Raw genomic sequence first — 22,417 nt, 5'->3', positions numbered from 1 at the left:
AGCGCGGGCGCCGTTGCCGGCATCTGGACGTGGCTCATGCGCCACCCTCCGGCCTTCACGCTGATCCTGATCGTCGCCGTTTCGCTCGTCGTCGGTGCGATCAACACGGACTTCTGGCAGGTGTCGAACCTTTTCGACATCCTGCGTGCGTCCGTCGTCCGCGGCCTCTTCGCGCTCGGCGTGCTCGTCGTCCTTGCCTCCGGTGGCATCGACGTCTCGTTCACGGCGATTGCCGCCTTCGTCATGTACGCCGTCACCATGCTGGTCGTGAATGTCGTGCCCGACATGCCGATCGTCGCGATCCTCGCGCTCGGCGCAATCGGCGGCGCCTGTTTCGGCGCGCTCAACGGCGTTCTGGTTCACGCGCTCAAGGCGCCGTCTCTGATCGTGACGATCGGCACGCAATATGTCATCCGCAGCTTCCTGCTCACCTTTGTCGGCACGGCGCTGTTCATGAACATACCTGCGGCAATGGACGCGTTCGGAAAGCTCTCACTCTTCACCCATTACAGTGCCAATGGCTCGACCTCGACGTTGCCGGCCTTCGTGCTCATCCTCGCCGTCGCCGCTGTCGTCACCTGGTGGATCCTTGAGCGAACCCTCATCGGCCGTGCAGTCTACGCCGTCGGCGGAAACGCCGGTGTGGCCGAGCGGCTCGGCTACAACCTGCGCACGGTCCGTATCTTTGTCTTTGCCTATGCGGGACTTCTCGCCGGCATCGCCGGGATCATTCACGTCTCCAGCAACCGGCTGGCGAACCCGTTCGATCTCGCCGGCGCCGAGCTCGAAATCATCGCCGCGGTGGTCCTCGGCGGCGCGCGTATCACCGGCGGCTCCGGCAGCGTCATCGGCACGCTTCTGGGCGTCGTGCTGATCACGCTCGTCAGTAACGTCCTCATTCTCGTCGGCATTCCGAGCACCTGGCAGCTCGTCATCGTCGGTATTTTTATCATTCTCGCCGGCGCGATCTTCTCGATCCGCGGCAGACAATCCTGACGGCTGGCCCCGGGGCCGCCAAGCGCGGTCAGGGCCGGCGTCATTCGACAACCCTGTTTCCTTGAGAAAGGTTTGAGTGCATGGCGCACGATGTTTCGGTCATCGGACTTTACATTCTCGACATCCTCGGTCGCCCGGTCGATCGCATTCCCGAGGGCGGCAATGTCGAGTTTATCGACGAGATCCGCTTGACGGTTGCCGGTACCGCCGGGGGCACCGTCGTCGACCTTGCAAAGCTCGGTCTCAACTGCCTCGCGGTTGGCGCCGTCGGTGACGACGAGAAGGCCGATTTCGTACTTTCGACCTTGCAGCGCTTCGGCGTCGACACGGCCGAGATGCAGCGGATCCCCGGCGTTCCGACGTCTGCCACGATCCTCAACATCCGCCGCAACGGCGAAAGGCCTGCTCTTCACGTCCGCGGCGCGTCCGGTCATTTCGAGATCGCAGCCGAAGCGCTCGATCGCGTGACGGCGGCGCCGATTGTCCACCTTGGCGGCACGGGCCTGCTCGACCGCCTCGACGGTGAGCCGAGCCGCGTGCTTCTCGAAGCGGCCAAGGCCAAGGGCCGGATCGTCACCTTCGATCTGCTCGGCGCCAGTGAGAAGACGCTTTCCCTCATCCGCCCGCTCTTCCCCTATATCGACTACTTCATGCCGTCGGTGGAGGAGGCCATGCTGATTTCCGGGCGGAAAACCGCCGAGGATGCGGCGCTCTTCTTCTGCGATCTCGGTGTGAAGCATTGCGTTTTCACACTCGGCGGCGACGGCGTCTATTTCATGGATCCGGACCGAAAGACCGTGAAACTGCCGGCCTTCGAGATCGACGTCGTCGATACGACCGGCTGTGGCGACGCCTTCAATGCCGGTTTCATCGCCGGCCTGCACCACAAGATGGACACGGAGACATCACTGAAGTTCGCGCAGGCCTCGGCCGCGCTGGTGGCGACCGGTCTCGGATCGGATGCCGGCATCACCTCCTTCGAGGGGACGCAGGCATTCATGCGCACCGCGCGCGTCAAGGCAAGCTGACCGGCGGGCAGGGCGCTCCTGACGGAGCGCCTCAGGCCCCTTCGGCCAGCAGCATCTCGGCGGTTTCGATGTCGGTGACAAGGTGAGTGGCGTAGCCGCCATTCATCGTCGCGCGGATTGCCGTTACCTTGTTCGCGCCTCCTGCGACACAGACGCGGCTCGGAATGCGCACGAGTTCGTCGAGCTCGATGCCCACCATGCGATCGTCGAGTTCGCCGCTCACCTGTCGGCCCGCCTCGTCGATGAACCGGCAGATCAGCACCGCAACTGCGCCGTGCGCCTGGTAGGAGTCGAAGTCCTCCTGGCTTGCGACATTGGCCGACCGGATCAGCGTGTCGGGACCGATATCGCCGACGCCGAAGACCAGGATGTTGGTCGAATGAATAAGCTCGAACTGCTTGACGAGCACCGGTTCGGAGAGAAGCCAGCGTTTCAGTTCCGGCGTCGACAGCAGCGCCGGCGCCAAAAGGTTCACGCAGCGCGCGTGAATGCGCTGGGACATCAGAGAGGTACAGAACTCCGGCGAGAATTCGGGATTGGCGATGGAACTACCCGAGACCTGGACGACAGTCAGCCCATCGAGCGGTTCGGTCAGCGATATCTGGTCGGCGACTGCAAGCACGGTCCGTCCCCAGGCAACACCGATCGTGTCGCCTTGCTTGATCATGTCGGCAAGCAGGCGGGCGCCCGCCTCACCGAGCCGCGTCACCAGCGACGCAGGCTCTCCCGCGGGAATGACCAGCGCTCCTTCGAGCCCGAACTTCTCCTTGAGCTTGCGAGCCACGGCGACGCGTCCGCCGACATCGGTGTTGACGCGGATGGTGACGAGGCCGCGCTCGCGGGCCTCCTGAAGGTAGTTGACGATGGTCGCGCGCGACATGCCGAGGATCTTGGCGATGTCGCTCTGGGTCAGTTGATCGACGTAGTAGAGCCAGGCGGCCCAAACGACCCCGTCATCGAACTCGGGCGGCAACGACTTGCCTTCGCCGATCATCCAACTTGCCCGCGCGCTCTCCGTCATCCGTCACTCCGCTTGATACCGTTTGCGCCACCTCAAACCGGAAAAGCGGCTGCCGTCAAACAAATTCGAACACTCAATTGACATTTGACACACTATGTTGTCATTTGTTTATGTTCCGTTGTGACGGACGACGAGAACGGAATCGCGCTTGAGCACGCGGCCGCGAATGTGGCCGCATGGGCAGGCGAGACCGCGGCAGACAGGATCGGACCCGCGCCTCTTCGACGCGGCCCGCGCCAGACGCCGATCCCAAATTTCCCAAGCGGCCTTTCCCGTCAGCCTCCCGTGGCTCGGTGGGCATGGTCCCGCCATGTCATTTTTGTCCGGAGCCGTCGCAGGTGATGTCTGCCGGAAGCTGAGGAGCCTTTGCATGAAATCGAGATGGTCTGAAACCGAATATGCCAGTGTCGTCGACGCCTACGTCCGCAACGGCGTCAACCGCGACCTGGCGATCCGCACCTACACCACGCGCCTGCTCGGATCGGATCCGGAACTGGTGCTGCACGGCGGCGGAAACACGTCGGTGAAGACCACCTTTACCGATCTCGACGGTTCGGAAATTCCGGTTCTTTGCGTCAAGGGAAGCGGCTGGGACATGGGCACGATCGAGCCGGCAGGACTGCCGGCCGTCCGCCTGCAGCCCCTGCAGGCGATGGTCGGTTTCCAGGCGCTTAGCGACGACGACATGGTCATGCTGCAGCGCCGGTTGCTGCTCGATCCAACAGCGCCCAACCCGTCGGTCGAAGCGATCCTGCACGCCAACCTGCCGTTCAAGCACATCGACCACACCCATGCCAACGCGATCGTGTCGCTGACCAACCAGCCGCACGGGGAAGATATCGTTCGCGAACTCTTCCCCAAGACGATCATCGTTCCCTATGTCATGCCCGGCTTCGATCTCGCAAAAGCCTGCGACGAGGCCTTCCGCGCCGATCCGACCGCCGACGGCATGATCCTCTTGAAGCACGGCATCTTCACCTGGTCGGAGGATCCGCGCGAAGCCTATGAAAAGATGATCGCGGCAATCGACATGGCCGAGCGCCGCATTGCCAAAGGCAATCCGCGCCCGTTCGTTCAGGCAAAGCAACCGGCAGCGATTGCGTCGGCCGCCGAAATCGCCCCGATCCTGCGGGGCGCCGTCGCCATCGACACCGGTGTCGAAGGCTCTCCGAAGCGCTTCGTGCTCGAACACCGCGCGAGCGAGACCGTGCTCGCGTTCTGCAACGCAGAAAACGCTGCCGATCTCGCGCGCCGCGGCAATGCGACGCCGGAGCATGTTATCCACATCAAGCGCTTCGGACTGGCCCTGCCGGCGCCGGTTACCGGAGAAATGGCCACCTGGGCAGAGACGGTGCGCACGGCGGTGGCGGATTACATCGCCGAATACCGCGCCTACTTCGAGCGCAACAACGCGCGTGTTGGCGGCAACAAGAAGATGCTCGACCCGATGCCCCGCGTCTTCTACGTCGCCGGCGTCGGCCTCTTCGCAGCAGGTCCCAGCAAGAAGGCGGCACGCGTCGGCGCCGATGTCGCGGAAGCCACGATCAACGTCATCCGCAACGCCGAGGGCATCGAGAGCTTCGAGGCGCTGTCGGAACAGGATCTCTTCGACATCGAATACTGGTCGCTTGAGCAGGTGAAACTGGCGAAGCAGGTGGAAAAGCCGCTCAGCCGACAGGTCGCGGTGGTGACCGGTGGCGCCGGCGGCCTTGGCCTTGCGATTGCCGAGGCGCTGCGTGCGGAAGGCGCCGAAGTCGCCCTCGTCGATCTTGCCGAAGCGGCGGTCAAGAAGGAGGCCGCCCGGCTTGGCGGCCTTGGCGTCGCCTGCGACGTGACCAACCCCAAGGCCGTTGAAGCCGCTCTCGCCAGCGTTACCGAACATTTCGGCGGTGTCGACATCGTCATTTCGAACGCCGGCGCTGCCTTCCAGGGCGCCATGATCGAGGTCTCCGACGAACTCTTCGAGAAAGCCTTCGCGCTCAATTTCTGGGGGCATCACTACATTGCCCGGACTGCGACCAGGATCATGAAGGCGCAACGCACCGGCGGCGCGCTGGTGTTCAACGTCTCCAAGCAGGCGGTCAATCCCGGCCCCAACTTCGGTCCCTATGGCACCTCGAAGGCGGCGCTGATGGCGCTGATGCGGCAATACGCCGTCGAGCATGGCGCGGACGGCATCACTTCGAACGCCGTCAACGCCGATCGCATCCGCACCGGTCTCATGACCGACCAGATGGTCGAGGAGCGCAGCCGCGCCCGCGGCATCACACCGGAAGCCTACATGCGCGGCAATCTCGTTCATCGCGAAGTCGCAGCCAAGGATGTGGCCGAAGCCTTCGTGCACCTCGCCAAGGCACGCACGAGCACAGGCGCGGTCATCACCGTCGACGGCGGCAATGTCGCGGCGATGATGCGATAGCCAGATTGTGCGGCCGCGGTGAGCACCACCGCGGCCGTGCCCTGCGATATGAAGAACATCGGCTCGACCTGGCGAAGAAAGTTCGACAACGCGACGGCCTAAGCCAACGCACAGCGAAGGGCTACCTGACGAGCTGGCGCGTGGGCTACTAGATCCCGGAGCCGTCCAGTTCCTGTTCGTCCTCGCCTTCCCAGGGCAGGGGCATAGCGGCGCGGTCGAGATTGGCCATGGGCATCGGCATCCAACACTTCAGCTCAGGCTCGGGATACTCGATGATGCGACCGGGCGAGGAATCGGAGGCGCGCCAGCCTTCGGACCCGAACTGATCACCCTTCGACCAATAGGCGAGATCGACTTCCGCGGCGCCCTGTTCGGACGGGCGGATCGTAACGAGGATCCGGCTCCCGTTTTTCGGTGCGCTTGCCATATGACGCCAGTGGTCCGCCTCAGCCATCATTACCCTCCTGCCTTGATGCACATCACAAGTGTCGCCTCGGCGCTTAAAACGGTCAACTCATTGTTTGCGTAGGCGAGGGGAGGAGGCAAGGCCAAGCGACAGCCCTAGGCAAGCGCGGAACCGGGCTGGGTGATAGATGAGCGGGATGATCAGGTCTTCCTCGTCTTCCAAATGACGAAACAGAACTTTGTCGGACGCGGAAACCTGGCCGGCGAGGCTGTCGACCGCCGGCCGGCTTCGCCCGCCTTTCCCGAAAGAGCTTCGGCGCCAGCAAACTTTACGGGATAGCGATGACCGCCTCGATCTCCACCTTCGCGCCCTTCGGCAGAGCGCTGACCTCGTAGCAGGCGCGTGCCGGGAACGGCTTGGCGAAGAAGCCCGCATAAACCTTGTTGATCTCCGCGAACTGTCCGAGGTCGGTGAGCAGAACCGTGGTCTTGACGGTGTTGGAAAGGGTCGTGCCCGCTGCGGTCGCAATAGCCCCAAGGTTCTTGAGGCACTGCTCGGCCTGCGCGATCGCGTCGTCCGAGTTGAACTCTCCGGTGGCCGGATCGATCGGAAGCTGACCGGAGACGAACAGGAGGTTGCCGACCTTGATTGCCTGTGAGAAGGGACCGACGGCACCCGGCGCGTCGGTGGTGTGGATTTCCTGGATCATGATCGTCTCCGAGATTGGTGGTTGATTGCAACACGCTTATGCGTAGCGGGCGATCGCGAGATCGGTGGCGTCGATTTCCGGCTGGCGTCCGCTGACGAGATCAGCGATGACGCGGGCCGAACCGGAACTCATCGTCCAGCCGAGCGTACCGTGACCGGTGTTGAGATAAAGGCCGGCGACCTTCGTCGGGCCGATCACAGGCGTGCCATCCGGCGTCATTGGGCGAAGCCCCGACCAGAAGCTTGCATTCGACACGTCGCCACCCGGGAAGAGATCGGTGACGGAGTGCTGGAGCGTCAGGCGGCGAGGCTCGCCGAGATCGTTGGTATAACCCGAGATTTCCGCCATGCCGCCGACGCGGATGCGATCGCCGAGCCTGGTGATGGCGATCTTGAAGGTTTCGTCCATAACGGTCGATTCCGGCGCGCGCGAAGCGTCGGTGATCGGGATCGTCAATGAGTAGCCCTTGACCGGATAGACCGGCAGACGGATGTCATGCGGCCTGACGAGGAGAGGGGAGAAGCTGCCGAGCGCCACGACGACGGCGTCGGCCTTGAGCGTGCCATGCGCCGTGACGACGCCCTTGATCCGGCCGCCTTCCACGTCGAGGCTGCGGATGATGCTGCCGTAGTTGAAGCGCACGCCGAGCGCTTCCGCCTTTTTCGCAAGTTCGTTGCTGAACTTGAAGCAGTCGCCGGTCTCGTCCTTCGGCGTCAGCAGGCCGCCGACGATCTTCTCGCGCACATGTTTTAGCGCCGGCTCGACGCGAATGCAGCCGTCGCGGTCCAGAACTTCGTAGGGAATACCGTCGGCGGCGAGCGCCTTGACGTCTTTGCCGGAGGCGTCGAGCTGGGCTTGGGTGCGGAAGAGCTGCAGCGTTCCCTGCATGCGCTCGTCATAGGCGATGCCGGTTTCGGCGCGCAGCGCAGCGAGCGAGATGCGGCTGTAGTCGGCAAGCCTGAGCATGCGGCTCTTGTTGATCGCGTAGCGCCCGGACGTACAGTTCGAGAGCATCTTGATCATCCAGGAGATCATGGCGGCATCGACCTTCGGTCGAAGGATGAGCGGCGCGTGCTCCATGAACAGCCATTTCATCGCCTTCATCGGAATCCCGGGTGCTGCCCAGGGCGAGCAGTAGCCGAAGGAAACCTCGCCGGCATTGGCAAAGCTCGTCTCCAGCGCCGGTCCGGGCTGGCGATCGATGACGGTGACCTCATGTCCGCTCTTGGCAAGCTGGTAGGCCGAGGTGACGCCGACGATGCCGGCGCCGAGAACGATAACTTTCATGATGTCCTCAAAAGGAAAGGAAGCTCAGCTATACTGCCGTTCGTAGCGATGCCCGAGACCGGTCAGGATTTCGTAGGAGATGGTGCCGGCATCGTGTGCGATGTCTTCGAGTGTCTGGTTGGGCCCGAGGACCTCCACCAGGCTGCCGAGTTGTAGGCGCCCCTCCGGCAAGGCAGAGATGTCGATGGTGATGCTGTCCATCGACACCCGGCCGACGATCGGCAAGCGAACACCGTCGCAATAGACCGCACCCCGATCGCTCAGGCTGCGCGGCAGGCCGTCGGCATAGCCGGCAGCAATGGTGGCAAGCCGGGTCGGGCTTGCGGCGACATGGCTGCCGCCATAACCGACGCGCGCTCCGGTCGGCACTTCACGCGTCTGTACCACCGCAACATCGAGCTTGATGACCGGCTCCATCGGGTTTGGATGACCATCCGTCGGAGCACCACCATAGAGTGCAATCCCTGGCCGAACGAGCACGCCGTGATAGGCTTCGCCGAGGAAAATGCCGCCCGAGTTGGCGAAGCACAGTTCGTATTCCGGAAACTCCGTGGCGATGCGTCGGAGTTCGGCAAGCTGGTTGCCGTTCTGCTCGCTCAAGACATCGTCGGCAGAGGCCAGGTGGCTCATGACAAACTGGATGTCGATCATGCCGCAGGTCCGCAGCATCGATGCGATCGCCGGTCGTTCCTGCGGCGGGACACCGAGCCGCGACATGCCTGTGTCGAACTGCAGCGCCGCGGGAAGGCGACGGTTGAGGTTTACAGCCGCACCGGCCCATTGCCGCAATTGTTCGAGGGAATTGATGACTGGAACGATGCCATCGTCGGCGCAGGCGAGCTCATTGCCCGGCTGCAGGCCATTCAGAACGAAGATCATCGCATCGCGGGCAAGCTGAGGTCGCAGGCGCCGAGCTTCCACGAACTGGGCCACGAAGAAGTGCCGGCAGCCGTGGTCATAGAGGCGCGCCGCGACCCGGTCCGCGCCAAGCCCATAAGCATCCGCCTTGACGACTGCTGCGGCCCGCGCCGGCGCAATTTCAGACACAAGCCGGTCGTAATTTCGAACCAGCGCCGCAAGATCGATCGTGAGGTAGCCTGAGGCGCCGCCCTTGATCGCTTTCTGCTGCGTATTTTCCCTGACTGCGCCGTCCATGGCCGAGCCTCCCAACTTGTCCGGAGGGTAGTGAAACGATCGCAAAATTGTCGACGAATTGTCGATTGATCGTTGCACGGATTCGTGATCTTTGAATGAAACAGCGAAGAATTGGAATAATCTGCAATGCCCGCGCTCGACACCATAGACCGCAATATCCTTCGGCTGCTGCGCCTGGACGCGCGCCGGAGCAATGCCAGCCTCGCGACCGAGGTCGGGCTCTCGCCATCCGCTTGTCTAAGGCGGATAAAATTGATGGAACAGTCCGGCGTCATCCGCGGCTATACCGCCCTGGTGGACACCTCGAACGTCGAGGCCAGCATTGCCGTTATCATCAACATCACGCTGGACCGCCAGACGGAGGACTATCTCGACCGGTTCGAGGCGGCTGTACGAAGACATCCCGAGTTGCGGGAGTGTTTTTTGATGACCGGTGGATCGGACTATCTCCTGCGCGTCGAAGTCGCCAATGCCGGCGAGTTCGAACGCATCCACAAGGAGATTCTCTCGGCTTTACCGGGGGTCTCCCGGATCCATTCGAGCTTTGCGATCCGCAACGTGCTCGCGACACGTCCTAAGGCGCGTCGATAGGCTGCAGTGTCAGAACCCCGGCGGCCGCCCCTAGCAGAGCAGGAGGGCGACAGGCATCAAGGCGAGGAGGCGGGCAAGTCCATCGGCCGCAAGTCGGTCGCGCAGGCTGTGGGTGGTTGGCGATTTGTATCTCGCCCGGGACAATTGTGCCTCCAGCGTTCATATATGAAACAGAACGAATATTCCGAAGGCGGAAAATTGCGAATTCTGCATTCTATTTTCTCTTGCAGGTTCGTTATCGTTCGTTTTTAATCAGCGCACTTTCGCTGCGAAAGTCAGGCGCGACTGATTGAGGAGGATCAACGCGACTGAGCACCGAGACTTGTCGTCTCAATATTGGGAGGAACCGCCATGAGAGTTTTGAAATGGACGCTTGCGGCCACATCTGCAATCTCGATCTTCGCCGCCTCGAACACCTTCGCGGCAACGGAGCTTGCCTGGTGGCACGCGATGACGGGCGCCAACAACGAAACCGTTGAAAGGCTTGCCAAGGAATTCAATGAAAGCCAGTCGGAGTACAAGATTGTCCCCGTGTTCAAGGGCACCTATGGCGAGACCCTGAACGCGGGTATCGCTGCATTCCGCTCCAAGCAGGCTCCCGCCATCCTGCAGGTGTTCGACGCCGGCAGTGGCGTGATGCTGGGCGCGGAAGGTGCCGTGGTCCCCGTGGCGGAGGTGCTTAAGAAGGGCGGCTACGAGTTCAATAAGGACCAGTATCTGCCGGGCATCGTCGCCTATTATTCCAAGGCTGACGGGACCATGTTGTCCTTCCCCTTCAACTCGTCGTCCCCGATTCTCTATTTCAACAAGGACGCCTTTACGAAGGCTGGTATCGATACGGCCAAGCCGCCGGCCACCTGGCCCGAGGTCTTCGAAGCGGCAAAGAAGATCAAGGCGAGCGGGGCGGCAAATTGCGGCTTCACCTCGACCTGGCTGACCTGGATCCAGACCGAAAACTTCTCGGCCTGGAACAACGTGCCCTACGGCACGAACGAAAACGGGCTTGCCGGGCTCGAAGTGGAACTGAAGATCGACGCGCCGCTCTTCGTCGACCACTTCCAGTCGATCGCCGACCTCGCCAAGGACGGCACCTTCCGTTACGGCGGTCGCACCTCGGAAGCCAAGCAGCTGTTCATGTCGGGCGAGTGCGCGATCCTGACGGAATCCTCCGGTGGCCTCGGCGACATCGTCAAGTCGGGCATCAACTACGGTGTCGGCGAGCTTCCCTACTATGAGGGCCATGGCCCGCAGAACACCATCCCGGGTGGCGCAAGCCTCTGGGTGTTCGCCGGCAAGAGCGATGGCGAATACAAGGGCGTGGCCGAGTTCTTCCATTTCCTCTCGAAGACGGAAACTCAGGCCCAACTTCACCAGGTTTCGGGCTACCTGCCGGTCACGCTTGCAGCCTATGAGGAAACCAAGAAGTCCGGCTTCTATGAAAAGAACCCGGGCCGCGAGACGCCGATCAAGCAGATGATGGGCAAGGCGCCGACCGAAAACTCCAAGGGCGTTCGCCTGGTCAACCTTCCGCAGGTTCGCGACATCCTCAATGAAGAGTTCGAAGCGATGCTTGCCGGCCAGAAGGATGCCAAGACGGCCCTCAGCGAAGGTGTCGTGAAGGCAAACGCAGCGATCAAGACTGCTGTCGGAAACTGACCTCCTAAACGAAATGTCCGCATCGCCGAAAGGCGGTGCGGACCGGTCTTTGATGGGGAGGGGAGTCCATGCAGTCCGTCGTGTTTCCAAACAAGGTGCTGCCGTATCTTCTGCTGGCACCTCAGATCGTCTTGACGGTCATCTTCTTTTTTTGGCCCGCCAGCCAGGCGCTCTACCAGTCGGTGCTGCGCGAGGACCCGTTCGGCCTTAAATCCGGCTTCGTCGGTCTCGCCAACTTCCGGGCAATCCTTGCCAACCCGGACTATCTGCATTCGCTAAAGGTCACCGTGGCCTTCAGCCTTGCGACCGCGCTGCTGTCGATGGCGCTCGCGCTGCTGCTCGCCACGGCGGCCGACCGGGTGGTGCGCGGGCGCAACGTCTATCGCACGCTGCTAATCTGGCCCTATGCGGTTGCCCCGGCTGTTGCCGGCATGCTGTGGTTGTTCATGTTCAACCCTGCAATGGGCACCTTCTCTTACATTCTGCGCCGCAATGGCTTCGCTTGGGATCCGCTGCTCAACGGCAACCAGGCGATGTTTCTGGTGATCGTCGCGGCAGCCTGGAAGCAGATCAGCTACAACTTCCTCTTCTTCGTCGCCGGCCTGCAGGCGATCCCGAAGTCGCTGATCGAAGCGGCAGCCATCGATGGTGCCCGTGGCACCAAACGGTTCTGGACCATCGTATTCCCGTTACTTGCGCCGACGACGTTCTTCCTGCTCGTCGTCAACACCGTCTACGCCTTCTTCGACACCTTCGGCATCATTCACGCGGTCACAGGCGGAGGCCCCGCCAAGGCCACTGAGACGCTCGTTTACAAGGTCTATAACGACGGCTTCGTCAATCTCGACCTCGGCAGTTCGGCAGCCCAGTCGGTGATCCTGATGATCATCGTCATTGCGCTGACTGCGTTCCAGTTCCGCTTCGTCGAGAAGCGGGTCCACTATTCGTGAGGCGCAGATGATCGAGAACCGTCCCATATCAACTGCGATCAGCCACCTGATACTCGTCATCGGGATCATCATCGTCGCGCTGCCGATCTACTATACCTTGGTCGCCTCGAGCCATAGTTCGATCGAAATCGTGCGGCCGCCCATGTCGCTGGTGGTCGGAGATCACCTCGTCGAGAACTATCGGGAGGCGATCGGCGGCGGCGTCGAGCGTGTCGTTGGCGTCAGCCTCGAGCGGCTGTTGTTCAATTCGACGGTCGTGGCGATCGCGATCGCTGTCGGCAAGATCGTTATCTCCTTCCTGTCGGCCTTTGCGATCGTGTTCTTCCGCTTTCCGCTGAAGATGCTGTTCTTCTGGATGATCTTCATCACCCTGATGCTGCCGGTCGAGGTGCGCATCCTGCCGACCTACAAGGTGATCGTCGATCTCGGCTTGATCGACACCTATGCGGGGCTGACGCTGCCGCTGATGGCGTCGGCAACGGCGACGTTCCTCTTTCGCCAGTTCTTCCTGACGATACCAGGGGAACTGGTGGAGGCCGCGCGCATCGACAATGCCGGTCCGTTTCGCTTCATGAAGGATATCCTGCTGCCGCTCTCGGCAACGAACATCGCGGCGCTCTTCGTTATCCTCTTCATCTATGGCTGGACCCAGTATCTCTGGCCGCTGCTCGTCACCAATGACGCGAAGATGAACACAATCATCATCGGGCTCCGGCGGATGATCGATTTTACCGACGCCTCGACGCCTTGGAACTATGTGATGGTGACGGCGATCCTTGCGATCATCCCGCCGATCGTCGTGGTCGTGCTGATGCAGCGCTGGTTTGTCAAAGGTCTTGTGGAGACAGAAAAGTGATGGCTGAAATTACCCTGAATGACGTGCGCAAGACCTATGGCACGGTGGAAGCGATCAAGGGCGTTTCGCTCGAGATCAAGGACGGAGAGTTTGTCGTTCTTGTCGGGCCGTCCGGCTGCGGCAAGTCCACGCTGTTGCGCATGATCGCCGGGCTCGAGAACATCAGCGGCGGAGATATCCTGATTGGCGGGCGTCGGGTCAACGACGTCGAGCCGGCAGAGCGCGACATCGCGATGGTCTTCCAGAACTACGCGCTCTATCCGCACATGACGGTGCGCCAGAACCTTGCCTATGGGCTCAAGAACCGAAAGACACCGCCGGCCGAGATCGACCAGCGCATTGCCACGGCCGCAAGGACGCTTGAGATCGAGCCCTATCTCGACCGCAAACCACGGCAGCTTTCGGGCGGCCAGCGCCAGCGCGTTGCCATGGGGCGGGCAATCGTTCGCCAACCCGCCGCGTTTCTGTTCGACGAACCGCTCTCGAACCTCGATGCCAAGCTGCGCGGGCAGATGCGCATCGAAATCAAACGGTTGCAGCGCTCGCTCGCAACGACCAGCGTCTATGTCACGCATGATCAGATGGAAGCGATGACGCTTGCCGACCGGCTTGTCGTCGTCAGCGCCGGCCGCATAGAGCAGGTCGGCACGCCACTGGAGCTTTACGAGAAGCCCGCGACCACCTTCGTCGCCACCTTTATCGGCTCGCCCTCGATGAACCTGCTGCACGGCAAGGACATGTCGGCGGGCTGGTCGCTTGCCGCAGATGTGACCAGGCCGACTGGCGATTACACGCTGGGCGTCCGTCCGGAAGATATTTCGCCGATGTCAGCCGATGCTCCAGCGCGAGCCTTCGAAGCGACGGTGCGCATCGACGGCATCGAGTTGGTCGGAGCCGAAAGCCTCATACACGGTCGCCTCCAAAACGGCGACGAGTTGGTTTTTCGCGTTTCCGGGCGCGCGCGCAACGAGATCGGTGACGAGGTGAAGGTCGGGGCGAGCACCGAAGCGCTCCACATGTTTGATGGCAGTGGGAACCGGCATGGATGATGGCCGGAAGGTCAGGGGAAGATGTTCCGGCAGAACTTCCTGTCCACCCTTAAAGATCGGCGAGAGCTATCCGGCGCTGAGTAGCGGGAGCCCGATTTGCGCCCGCCTGGTCGATAGCCAGTCTTCCAGAATACGATCAACGTGATCGGCGCCGGGCCTTCGGAGTTTGATCGCAGCAGGTTTAGTTTGCCGCGCCTCGGATCAAGAAGCCGAAGGTGTCATGTGAGCGGCCTCGAGTTGCCAAGCGCGGCAAGACGAGTGTGCGCCAACAGTCGGCATGTTTTCGTCGGCAAAGCGGTGTTGCGGGTTTTCAAGGCCGAAGCCCCGCCGCTCCAGCCGAAGAATGCAGCAGTCACCGTCCGGCTGGATTGTCCAGTGCAGCTCGAAATCAGCAACCGTGTAGACCAGCGTCTTGCCGGGATCGACCTCGATGACACGGCACGGAACCGCTAAAGCGGCCCGAATGGATGCTAGCAATTAAGTTCCAAAGAGTGCAGTTTCGGCTGCTGTAGCTGAGTGAGTGAGTGGCTGAATGTCGGCAGGGCAGGGGCTGAACGCGTCACGCCCTCTATCTCGGTGTTGCGGTACCGATTTTGGGACGTTTGTTGCTCTTATTGTGGAGACCTTCGCAACAACGAACGGCACTGTAGCGCCGCCTACTGAGGCCGTTGTTGCTTTTTATTGCGTTTCGAAGTTCAGGGCACTGTTCCGTTGCAGGCTCCTCGGTGCCATGGAGATCACCTCGTTGAGGAGGTTCGGATCCCCGACCAAGACCACGGTCTCGACGGCCCGAGTGACGGCGGTGTGAAGCAAGGTCCCGTCCAAGAGCCTGGATCGGACCAGGGGCATGATGACCGGGCGGCGGCCGATCGCGGTTCGCGCCCGAGGCGGTTCCCTCGAAGATGCGGGACAGCTCGACCCTGCGTAGCGCGTCGAGCTGTCCCGCGACGGTTTGTTCGGGGGTGGAAACGCGCATAGCCGATCAGCGCCAACACTTCCTCATCACGCTGCGGCGCTCACATCGTACTCGAAATGAATGCGATCATAGGGAAACTCGATTCCATTCTCTGTCCGGTCGATGACACCAGCATTGACGAGCGTCGTCACGTCACGATGAACGGCCTGCACATCGCGGTTGACCCGACGCGCGACCTCCCGGATCGACAACGCCCCGTGTCCCGCGAGCGCCTTGACGATAGCGAGGCGGGAAGGCGCGAGCACTCGGTGCATGTCATCGTAGGAGGTGAAGTTGACCGAAGGTACGGCCTCTGCTGTCTCCCCTGCAAGCGCCCGCCTTCCGGCCTCGACAAAGCGAGCCTTGGCATCCGCTATGGTACTCAAGCGCACAGTCAAAGTTGTCATCTGAGCATCCTTTCCATGTCAGCTTGGAAGGCATCGTAAAGTGCTTCAAGGGACGTAAATTCGATGGCTTCTTCGCGGTTACCTAAGTGCCGGTGATCGCCTTTCCCGCGCTCATTGTCGTAGCGGAGAACGCACTCACCGTTCACAACGAGGGCCAGCCGATACTTGAACGGGTGCGTGCTGCCCGGAACCGGGTTGGGTAGGTGCCATAACACGACCTCAAAATACGTCTTGTCATTGATCACCGTTCGCGATTTCTCGATCAGTCTGGCCTTCATGTTGTTATTGATAACAACACTCTGGCGTTGTTGTCAATAACAACGCTCTCAATGGATGGGCAGCGCATTCGACGATCTCTGGAGATGACTGCGGCGTGTCGACGGTCGCAAAGACGTTTTCATCGCCGAGGTTCCCGGACGAGCCGGCGCTGATCAAACCAGCCGTCGCTGGCGGCAACGATGTCGAACTGAGATTGAGTGGCATGTTGCGTTGCAGGTGAAAGGACGCGCTACATTTCGATGTAGCGCGAGAACGCAACAGCCAAATGGCCGTTCACGCCAGTTTCGGACGATCGCCTAAAAGGTCATTTGGCACGAAAAAGCAACACTTTCCAAATGACCGTCCAGTTCCATAATGTATGTTATGCGACTCAGAACTGTAGCCGGGTACATTCTAATTTGAAGTGCGACATGCCAATGATTTCAATGGTTTCCCCTTGGAGATTTTGGCATGCCCCGACGCTATTCGCAGCTGAATCTGGCCGATCGACGCCGCCTCTTCCACTTTGTCGAACGAAAACTGCCGATCAAAGAAATGGCACGCGAACTTGGTCGTCATCGATCGACGATTTATCGTGAGATCCGGCGCAACACCTTCCGCGATCGCGAGCTGCCCGACTATAGCGGTTACTTCCCGACCGTTGCTGACGATATCCGCAAAGAGCGGCGGCAGCGTTTGAGGAAGCTTGTGCGGCACCCACAATTGCGCGAACTGGTGATCGAGCAGCTGAAGGCGCTTTGGTCCCCGCAACAGATCGCCGGTCGTCTGCTCGCCGATGGCGTGAGCGCCGTGCGGGTCTGTACCGAGACGATCTATCGCTTCATCTACGGCAAGGACGATCAGGCGCTGGAGCTCTATCAGCATCTGTCGGAAGGCCGCCGCAAACGCCGCCCCCGCGGCTCGAGGAAGCCGCGCGACGGCACTTTTCCCGCTGACTGCAGGATATCGCAACGTCCTGATTTCATTGGTGATCGTTCGCAGTTTGGGCATTGGGAAGGCGACTTGTTGATCTTCCAACGTGATTTGGGCAACGCCAACGTAACCTCACTGATCGAGCGCAAGAGCCGCTACACCGTCATGATCAAGAACCAGAGCCGCCACTCGCGGCCGATCATGGACAACATCATCGAAACGTTCTCTCCCTTGCCGGCCTTTGCCCGGCAGAGCTTCACCTTTGATCGCGGCACGGAGTTTGCCGGCTTCAGGGCTTTGGAAGATGGCATCGGCGCGCGGAGCTGGTTCTGTGACCCCAGCGCGCCGTGGCAGAAAGGTGCCGTGGAAAACATCAACAAGCGCATCCGTCGATACATGCCAGGCGATACCGACCTTGCAGGCGTGTCGCAACGCAAGCTCATCCAGCTTGCTCGCCATCTCAACGACCAGCCGAGAAAGTGCCTCGACTACAGAACACCCGCCGAAGTGTTCCGGGCACATTTGCAAGAGGGAGGCTGAACCCCTACCCTGAAAACCGGCGTGTTGCACTTCAGTTAGGATCTCCCCCGCAAAGTTAAAGTGTCCTGATCCTGCAAAGTTGGAATGTCACTCTCCCCGGGTTTTGATGACCTGGGAGATTGCGGATGGGATTGATTGCGATGAGCGAGCGCGATCTGCAGCGGATTGAGGTTTTGTCGAAGGTGATCGCCGGACGCATGACGTTGGTGTCGGCGGCACATGTGCTTGAGCTGAGCACCCGCCAGGTTCGCCGGTTGCTGGAGCGGATCAGCACTGGCGGTGCGGCGTCGATCCGGCACCAGGCGATCGGCCGGCCATCGAACAACCGGATCTGCGACGGCGTACGCGATTACGCCATGACGATCGTGCACGAGCGTTATGCCGACTTTGGTCCGACGCTGGCGGCCGAGAAGCTTGCGGAGCGTGATGGTCTGACGGTGTCGCGCGAGACCTTGCGCCAATGGATGTCGGAGGCCGGCTTGTGGCTGTCGCGCAAGCAGCGACGGACGTTCCATCAGCCGCGGCTGCGGCGCGAGGCCTACGGCGAGTTGGTTCAGATCGACGGTTCCGAGCATCGCTGGTTCGAAGATCGCGGCGATCCATGTTCATTGCTGGTGTTCATCGATGATGCGACCGGCAAGCTGATGCAGTTGCGGTTTGTGCGCTCGGAAAGTGCGTTCAGCTATTTCGAGGCGCTGGAACTCTATCTGAAGGCGCATGGTGCTCCCGTCGCCTTCTATTCCGACAAGCATTCGGTGTTCCGGGTTGCGAAGAAGGATGCCAAGGGCGGCCAAGGCATGACCCAGTTCGGGCGTGCACTTTGCGAGTTAAACATCGAGATTCTTTGCGCAAACTCGAGTCAAGCCAAGGGCCGGGTCGAGCGGATGAACCGGACGCTACAGGACCGGTTGATTAAGGATCTGCGTCTGGAGGGCGTCTGCGGCATGGACGACGGCAACGCTTTCCTGCCTCGGTTCATGGAGCGCTATAACCGCCAGTTTGCCATTCCCCCTGCCCGATCTGATGATCTGCATCGGCCGCTGAACCTTGCCCCGGATCGGCTGCGCGACGTGCTATGCAAACGTGAGCAGCGTTATGTCGGTGCCCAGTTGACGTTTTCGTACGAGCGCCAGCGGATCATGCTGGAAGAGACCGAGGTGACGCGCGGGCTGGTCGGTCGCTATGTCGAGACCTACGCGCTTGCCGACGGCAGGCTGGATGTGCGTTGGAAGGGGCATTCCCTACCCTACCGGGTGTTCGACAAGGACCAGCGGGTGACGCATGCGGCGATCACCGAGAACAAGCGGCTCGGTGAACTCCTGACCTACATCAAGGAACGTCAGGAGCAGCAGACGAAGCCCGCCGTGAAGACGAACAGCGAGAAGAACGGCTACGTTCGACGCGCGCGCGGCCCGGGACGTCGGAAGGATTTCATGAACGATCCTGCGGTCATTGCCCGGCGGCGACAGGCGCTCTCTGACCTCGATGCGGCGGAATGACCGGCTGCTTCAACTGTCCAAGCTAAAGCCGATGGGTGCGTCTCATCCGCCCCCTCCCTTCCCTTGCAACCCGGTCCAGCCGGTTCGGTCGGGGGCTTGCCTCAGCGCCAACGGAGATGTCGAGTGTCGCATGTCTAAATGGCTGACGACGCGCCGCCCAAATTGACATTTTAACTTTGCGCCAAAGCGGACAGTTCAATTTCGCTGCCACATTGCATGTAGTGGCTATTTAGTAATGCGACAGTTGGGCCAGTTAGAGATGCGACAGTCTCGCCTCTCGACGCACTGGTCAAAGCCAACGTTGGGAGCAAGGATGACGACCTTCAGCCTGGTCGAGACCATGAGCGGTCGGAGTCGTCATGTCCTGTTTGATCACCATGTCGCAGAAAGAGTTGCATCGCCTCGAAGTCATCCAGAAGATCCGTGACGAGCGCCTGAGCGTTGTCCAGGCTGCCGAACTGCTCAACCTCAGTCGAAGTCAGATCCACAGACTGCTGCAGGCTTATGATCAAGATGGTCCGGCCGGTCTTGTTTCGAAGAAGCGATCCCGGCCGAGCAATCGGCGCCACAGCGAGGATTTCCGCAATGCGGCGCTGGATCTGATCCGCGAACGCTATCTGGATTTCGGTCCGACGCTGGCGCGCGAGAAGCTCATCGAGCTGCACCGGATTTCTGTTGCCAAGGAAACGCTGCGGCAATGGATGACCGAGGCTGGCATCTGGATCTCGCGTCGGGAACGCAAGAAACGGGTTTTCCAGCCACGTGGCCGGCGCGACTGCTTTGGCGAACTGGTGCAGATCGATGGGTCGCATCACTGGTGGTTCGAGAACCGCGGCCCCAAATGCGCCCTGCTCGTCTATATTGATGACGCCACCGGCAAGCTTTTACATCTTCGCTTTGCTGGATCGGAGAATACATTCGATTATCTGCACGCGACGAAGGCCTATCTGCAGCAATGGGGCAAGCCGCTGGCCTTCTACAGCGACAAGCACGGCGTTTTCCGCTCGCTCCATGCGTCGAAGAAAGACCGGACAAGCGGCCTGACGCAGTTCGGACGGGCGCTCTATGAACTCAATATCGACATCATCTGTGCCAACACCCCGCAGGCCAAGGGTCGAGTGGAGCGTGCCAACCAGACATTGCAGGATCGGCTGGTCAAGGAGATGCGACTTCGCGGCATCGATACGATCGAAGCTGCCAATGTCTATGCGCCTGAGTTCATTGCAGATTTCAACACTCGTTTTGGCAAGCAACCACGCAATCCGAAGGACATGCACCGGCCGCTGTCCGACCATGAGAACCTCGATGGTGCCATGTGCCGCAAGGAAGTGCGCACGCTGTCGCAATCCCTGACGCTGCGTTACGACAAGGTGCTGTTCATTCTCGATCCGACCGAGATTTCCAGGCCATTGGCGGGCCAGAAGGTGATTGTCTGCGATTATCCGGACGGTCGGCTTGAGATCATGCACGAGAGCTTTGCCCTGCCCTACAGGACCTTCGATACGTTGCGCTCGGTGCATCGTGCCGAGGTCGTCGACAACAAGCGGCTGGACGACATGCTGTCAATTGTCGCCGAGATGCAGGCCGGACGCCAACAGCAGCGCAGCAAGAGTGGTCCGAGCCGAACGGGCCAAACGGATCATATGTTCGGCATTCGAGACGGTAGCACAGCCAACGGCTACCAGAAGCGTGGTCCCAAGCCTGGCCGGCGGACGGATTTCATGAACGATCCGGCGGTGATTGCGCGACGAGAGAAAGCGTTGATGAGGCGGCCAAACTCAGCCGCAATGCTTTCGACGATGTGCAAATGCCGGAGCTCAGCGGCTACTACTGTGTCACGGCCAACGAGATGGCGCGTGAGCGCAGAGCCAAGCTGCGCAAGCTTGCTCGGTTTGCGCATGTGCGCCGATCGGTGATCGAGCGGATCATGCATGGCTGGTCGCCGCAGCAGATCGCCGGCCGCATGCGGCTTGAGCGTCATCCGATTTCCGTCAGCTACGAGACGATCTACAAATTCGCCTATTCCGCAGACGGCCTTGCCATCAAGCTGTGGCGGCATCTGCCGGAACGTCGCGCGAGACGTCGACCGCGGCATGCCAGGCGGCGCTACGGCCGCCGTTTCAGCCCGGAACTCAACATTCTCCATCGTCCTGACGCGGTCGACGAGCGCAAGCAGTTCGGTCATTGGGAGTGCGATCTCATTCAATTTCGCAAGAAGTTCGGCAAGGCCAATGTGACGTCGCTGGTCGAGCGAGTCAGTCGCTTTGCCGTCTTCCTGCGCAACAACGACCGGCAATCGAAGCCGATCATGGACGGGCTGATCCAGGCGCTGCAGTCCCTGCCCCATCTCGCCCGCCGGTCGATTACCTTTGACCGTGGCACCGAATTCAGCGAATGGCCGTATCTCCAGGCTGGCATCGGAACGCAGACATGGTTCTGCGACCCGCAGTCGCCGTGGCAAAAAGGCACCGTTGAGAACACCAATCGCCGTGCTCGCAAATGGCTTTCGAGAGAGGTGGATCCTCTATCAATCACCGACGGTGACCTGAAGGACATTTGCGATCGGCTTAACTCGACGCCCCGAAAGTGCCTCGGCTATCGAACGCCTGCGGAAGTCTTCCGCAAGAAACTGCTCGCGCAAATGCGGCGTGTCGGTTAGCGTTGCACGCGCAAGTCGCAGTTCGGCGTGAACTCACACCGCAAAGTTAAAGTGTCCTGATCCTGCAAAGTTGGAATGTCACTCTCCCCGGGTTTTGATGACCTGGGAGATTGCGGATGGGATTGATTGCGATGAGCGAGCGCGATCTGCAGCGGATTGAGGTTTTGTCGAAGGTGATCGCCGGACGCATGACGTTGGCGTCGGCGGAGCACGTGCTTGAGCTAAGCACCCGCCAGGTTCGCCGGTTGCTGGAGCGGATCGACACCGGCGGTACGGCGTCGACCCGGCCCCACGCTATGACCGTGCGCACCGTATGTTCGGCATCTTCCTAAGACATGTAGTCTTCGAGCTCCCCTGAAAATCGGGTAAAGGGCGCGTGGTGGCTCGGTCGGTCGTCGAGCGCGCGCCGGAGCGGGACGTAAGCTAAAAGATGGCCCGCAAACAGGCGCTTACGATTGTCAACATCAGCTGCGCAACGGAGGCCGACGTCTCTCAAAAGGTGACCCGAAGCCTCTGATAAGGCGAGCCAATTGCAAAGCGGCATCGACTGCGGATTGACAGTCGACGGAAATGGGCGGATAGCCCGGATGCCATTTTAAGGCTTCAAAGCACCCTGCTCCCGGTTCTAGGGCTTTGGCAGTGATGCCGTTGACGGTTAGATGGGGTTGCCAAGCCGACCCCGGGCTCTCGGCCGCCCGGCAAAGCCACAAGAATTCTTCCACACGGACAATCAGAGGAAATCATGGAAACGGTAGAAATCAGCGATCGTAACGACTTTGCCCTTTGGGCCATTCAGCGCGCTCAGGAAATCGTGACGGGAGAAGGCGCAGCCTTCGCAATCGCAGCCCAGGGCGCAGACGAGGAAGCCCTGTCGCAAACCGCGGCCGCCCTCGGCCAGGCAATCAGCGATGCCATGCTCGAGGTTTTCGACGGTCTCGTCGCCTCATAAATTCTATCTGCGCCGATTGGCTCTTGCTACCGTCTCGCAGCCCGGACCAGCCAGCAGCATGGTACGGCCTCCCCATAGGATCGCGCGCCATGCT

General features: G+C 60.9%; 19 protein-coding genes and 3 pseudogenes. 15 read left to right on the top strand and 7 right to left on the bottom strand.

Annotation, left to right across the window (positions count from 1 at the left end; translation table 11 throughout):
• The first annotated feature begins 36 nt into the window (after nt 1-36).
• Together AC3WVQ_RS24180 and AC3WVQ_RS24175 are read left to right on the top strand one after the other, a co-directional pair.
• A complete protein-coding gene (locus AC3WVQ_RS24180; RefSeq protein WP_252160915.1) occupies nt 37-996 on the top strand; it encodes an ABC transporter permease in 960 nt (319 codons plus the stop codon).
• Nucleotides 997-1,076: 80 nt separating this feature from the next.
• Nucleotides 1,077-2,024 (top strand): carbohydrate kinase family protein, encoded by a 948-nt coding sequence (locus AC3WVQ_RS24175; RefSeq protein WP_252160887.1) that lies wholly within the window; start codon nt 1,077-1,079, stop codon nt 2,022-2,024.
• Between the two features lie 31 nt (nt 2,025-2,055).
• Here the strand turns inward: AC3WVQ_RS24175 and AC3WVQ_RS24170 are convergent, their stop codons facing one another.
• Nucleotides 2,056-3,045 (bottom strand): sugar-binding transcriptional regulator, encoded by a 990-nt coding sequence (locus AC3WVQ_RS24170; RefSeq protein WP_252160886.1) that lies wholly within the window; start codon nt 3,043-3,045, stop codon nt 2,056-2,058.
• Between the two features lie 370 nt (nt 3,046-3,415).
• Between AC3WVQ_RS24170 and AC3WVQ_RS24165 the strand changes: the two genes are divergently transcribed.
• Nucleotides 3,416-5,464, top strand: coding sequence for a bifunctional aldolase/short-chain dehydrogenase (locus AC3WVQ_RS24165; protein ID WP_492383060.1), 2,049 nt, complete (start codon nt 3,416-3,418; stop codon nt 5,462-5,464).
• A gap of 148 nt (nt 5,465-5,612) precedes the next feature.
• Here the strand turns inward: AC3WVQ_RS24165 and AC3WVQ_RS24160 are convergent, their stop codons facing one another.
• The 4 genes from AC3WVQ_RS24160 to alr all read right to left on the bottom strand — a co-directional run bounded on the left by AC3WVQ_RS24160 (nt 5,613) and on the right by alr (nt 9,021).
• Nucleotides 5,613-5,918, bottom strand: coding sequence for a hypothetical protein (locus AC3WVQ_RS24160; RefSeq protein WP_060610737.1), 306 nt, complete (start codon nt 5,916-5,918; stop codon nt 5,613-5,615).
• Nucleotides 5,919-6,198: 280 nt separating this feature from the next.
• The gene (locus AC3WVQ_RS24155; protein WP_060610740.1) at nt 6,199-6,579 is read right to left on the bottom strand and encodes a RidA family protein; all 381 of its coding nucleotides are present in this window, start codon (nt 6,577-6,579) and stop codon (nt 6,199-6,201) included.
• A 36-nt stretch (nt 6,580-6,615) separates the two neighbouring features.
• Complete coding sequence (locus AC3WVQ_RS24150; RefSeq protein WP_192372228.1) at nt 6,616-7,866, bottom strand: D-amino acid dehydrogenase; 1,251 nt, start codon at nt 7,864-7,866, stop codon at nt 6,616-6,618.
• A gap of 24 nt (nt 7,867-7,890) precedes the next feature.
• A complete protein-coding gene (gene alr, locus AC3WVQ_RS24145) occupies nt 7,891-9,021 on the bottom strand; it encodes an alanine racemase (protein ID WP_492383059.1) in 1,131 nt (376 codons plus the stop codon).
• A 126-nt stretch (nt 9,022-9,147) separates the two neighbouring features.
• Here alr and AC3WVQ_RS24140 point away from each other — a divergent pair, with 126 nt between their 5' ends.
• The 6 genes from AC3WVQ_RS24140 (at nt 9,148) to AC3WVQ_RS24115 (ending at nt 14,576) form a co-directional block, all read left to right on the top strand.
• Nucleotides 9,148-9,612, top strand: a complete 465-nt coding sequence (locus tag AC3WVQ_RS24140; protein WP_034790372.1) for an Lrp/AsnC family transcriptional regulator — start codon at nt 9,148-9,150, stop codon at nt 9,610-9,612.
• Nucleotides 9,613-9,963: 351 nt separating this feature from the next.
• Nucleotides 9,964-11,268 (top strand): sn-glycerol-3-phosphate ABC transporter substrate-binding protein UgpB, encoded by a 1,305-nt coding sequence (ugpB, locus tag AC3WVQ_RS24135; RefSeq protein WP_113187769.1) that lies wholly within the window; start codon nt 9,964-9,966, stop codon nt 11,266-11,268.
• A 68-nt stretch (nt 11,269-11,336) separates the two neighbouring features.
• Nucleotides 11,337-12,218, top strand: coding sequence for a sn-glycerol-3-phosphate ABC transporter permease UgpA (gene ugpA, locus AC3WVQ_RS24130; protein ID WP_034790369.1), 882 nt, complete (start codon nt 11,337-11,339; stop codon nt 12,216-12,218).
• A gap of 7 nt (nt 12,219-12,225) precedes the next feature.
• On the top strand, nt 12,226-13,074 hold the full coding sequence (ugpE, locus tag AC3WVQ_RS24125; protein ID WP_492383058.1) for a sn-glycerol-3-phosphate ABC transporter permease UgpE: 849 nt from the start codon (nt 12,226-12,228) through the stop codon (nt 13,072-13,074).
• Nucleotides 13,074-14,123 carry a sn-glycerol-3-phosphate import ATP-binding protein UgpC gene (locus AC3WVQ_RS24120; protein ID WP_034790367.1) on the top strand — a complete coding sequence of 350 codons (1,050 nt, stop codon included), beginning with the start codon at nt 13,074-13,076 and terminating at the stop codon, nt 14,121-14,123. The genes ugpE and AC3WVQ_RS24120 overlap by 1 nt, the downstream gene beginning before the upstream one ends.
• A 222-nt stretch (nt 14,124-14,345) precedes the next feature.
• Nucleotides 14,346-14,576, top strand: a complete 231-nt coding sequence (locus AC3WVQ_RS24115) for a hypothetical protein (protein WP_252160883.1) — start codon at nt 14,346-14,348, stop codon at nt 14,574-14,576.
• A 549-nt stretch (nt 14,577-15,125) separates the two neighbouring features.
• Here the strand turns inward: AC3WVQ_RS24115 and AC3WVQ_RS24110 are convergent.
• The gene (locus AC3WVQ_RS24110; RefSeq protein ID WP_060529084.1) at nt 15,126-15,485 is read right to left on the bottom strand and encodes an HVO_A0114 family putative DNA-binding protein; all 360 of its coding nucleotides are present in this window, start codon (nt 15,483-15,485) and stop codon (nt 15,126-15,128) included.
• Nucleotides 15,482-15,763, bottom strand: a complete 282-nt coding sequence (locus AC3WVQ_RS24105) for a toxin-antitoxin system TumE family protein (RefSeq protein WP_134887845.1) — start codon at nt 15,761-15,763, stop codon at nt 15,482-15,484. Before AC3WVQ_RS24105 ends, AC3WVQ_RS24110 begins: the two co-directional genes overlap by 4 nt.
• A gap of 451 nt (nt 15,764-16,214) precedes the next feature.
• Here AC3WVQ_RS24105 and AC3WVQ_RS24100 point away from each other — a divergent pair, with 451 nt between their 5' ends.
• The 6 genes and pseudogenes from AC3WVQ_RS24100 to AC3WVQ_RS24075 all read left to right on the top strand — a co-directional run bounded on the left by AC3WVQ_RS24100 (nt 16,215) and on the right by AC3WVQ_RS24075 (nt 22,323).
• Nucleotides 16,215-17,216: an IS30 family transposase gene (locus AC3WVQ_RS24100; protein WP_159416224.1), complete on the top strand. Its 1,002-nt coding sequence runs from the start codon at nt 16,215-16,217 to the stop codon at nt 17,214-17,216.
• A gap of 125 nt (nt 17,217-17,341) precedes the next feature.
• A complete protein-coding gene (locus AC3WVQ_RS24095; RefSeq protein WP_492383057.1) occupies nt 17,342-18,715 on the top strand; it encodes an ISNCY family transposase in 1,374 nt (457 codons plus the stop codon).
• A 359-nt stretch (nt 18,716-19,074) separates the two neighbouring features.
• Nucleotides 19,075-20,490: pseudogene (locus AC3WVQ_RS24090) on the top strand (ISNCY family transposase); the annotation flags it as partial.
• Nucleotides 20,457-21,374 (top strand): annotated as a pseudogene (locus AC3WVQ_RS24085) (IS30 family transposase); the annotation flags it as partial. The pseudogenes AC3WVQ_RS24090 and AC3WVQ_RS24085, both read left to right, overlap by 34 nt.
• A gap of 116 nt (nt 21,375-21,490) precedes the next feature.
• Nucleotides 21,491-21,673, top strand: a pseudogene (locus tag AC3WVQ_RS24080) (ISNCY family transposase); the annotation flags it as partial.
• A 443-nt stretch (nt 21,674-22,116) separates the two neighbouring features.
• Nucleotides 22,117-22,323: a hypothetical protein gene (locus tag AC3WVQ_RS24075; RefSeq protein WP_060520539.1), complete on the top strand. Its 207-nt coding sequence runs from the start codon at nt 22,117-22,119 to the stop codon at nt 22,321-22,323.
• Nucleotides 22,324-22,417: the final 94 nt, after the last annotated feature.

This window comes from Ensifer sp. EB106-05-01-XG146, assembly GCF_058791875.1.
Note: the sequence above shows the minus strand (reverse complement) of the source record. Positions and strands in the feature narration are given on the sequence as shown.

Bases quoted from the DNA above. Each gene is read 5' to 3' on its own strand.
- AC3WVQ_RS24120 (WP_034790367.1), top strand. From the start codon at position 13,074: ATGGCTGAAATTACCCTGAATGACGTGCGCAAGACCTATGGCACGGTG.
- AC3WVQ_RS24140 (WP_034790372.1), top strand. From the start codon at position 9,148: ATGCCCGCGCTCGACACCATAGACCGCAATATCCTTCGGCTGCTGCGC.
- ugpE (WP_492383058.1), top strand. From the start codon at position 12,226: ATGATCGAGAACCGTCCCATATCAACTGCGATCAGCCACCTGATACTC.
- AC3WVQ_RS24150 (WP_192372228.1), bottom strand. From the start codon at position 7,866: ATGAAAGTTATCGTTCTCGGCGCCGGCATCGTCGGCGTCACCTCGGCC.
- AC3WVQ_RS24095 (WP_492383057.1), top strand. From the start codon at position 17,342: ATGGGATTGATTGCGATGAGCGAGCGCGATCTGCAGCGGATTGAGGTT.
- AC3WVQ_RS24105 (WP_134887845.1), bottom strand. From the start codon at position 15,763: ATGAAGGCCAGACTGATCGAGAAATCGCGAACGGTGATCAATGACAAG.
- ugpB (WP_113187769.1), top strand. From the start codon at position 9,964: ATGAGAGTTTTGAAATGGACGCTTGCGGCCACATCTGCAATCTCGATC.
- AC3WVQ_RS24160 (WP_060610737.1), bottom strand. From the start codon at position 5,918: ATGGCTGAGGCGGACCACTGGCGTCATATGGCAAGCGCACCGAAAAAC.
- AC3WVQ_RS24100 (WP_159416224.1), top strand. From the start codon at position 16,215: ATGCCCCGACGCTATTCGCAGCTGAATCTGGCCGATCGACGCCGCCTC.
- AC3WVQ_RS24075 (WP_060520539.1), top strand. From the start codon at position 22,117: ATGGAAACGGTAGAAATCAGCGATCGTAACGACTTTGCCCTTTGGGCC.
- AC3WVQ_RS24175 (WP_252160887.1), top strand. From the start codon at position 1,077: ATGGCGCACGATGTTTCGGTCATCGGACTTTACATTCTCGACATCCTC.
- alr (WP_492383059.1), bottom strand. From the start codon at position 9,021: ATGGACGGCGCAGTCAGGGAAAATACGCAGCAGAAAGCGATCAAGGGC.
- ugpA (WP_034790369.1), top strand. From the start codon at position 11,337: ATGCAGTCCGTCGTGTTTCCAAACAAGGTGCTGCCGTATCTTCTGCTG.
- AC3WVQ_RS24110 (WP_060529084.1), bottom strand. From the start codon at position 15,485: ATGACAACTTTGACTGTGCGCTTGAGTACCATAGCGGATGCCAAGGCT.
- AC3WVQ_RS24155 (WP_060610740.1), bottom strand. From the start codon at position 6,579: ATGATCCAGGAAATCCACACCACCGACGCGCCGGGTGCCGTCGGTCCC.
- AC3WVQ_RS24180 (WP_252160915.1), top strand. From the start codon at position 37: ATGCGCCACCCTCCGGCCTTCACGCTGATCCTGATCGTCGCCGTTTCG.
- AC3WVQ_RS24165 (WP_492383060.1), top strand. From the start codon at position 3,416: ATGAAATCGAGATGGTCTGAAACCGAATATGCCAGTGTCGTCGACGCC.
- AC3WVQ_RS24170 (WP_252160886.1), bottom strand. From the start codon at position 3,045: ATGACGGAGAGCGCGCGGGCAAGTTGGATGATCGGCGAAGGCAAGTCG.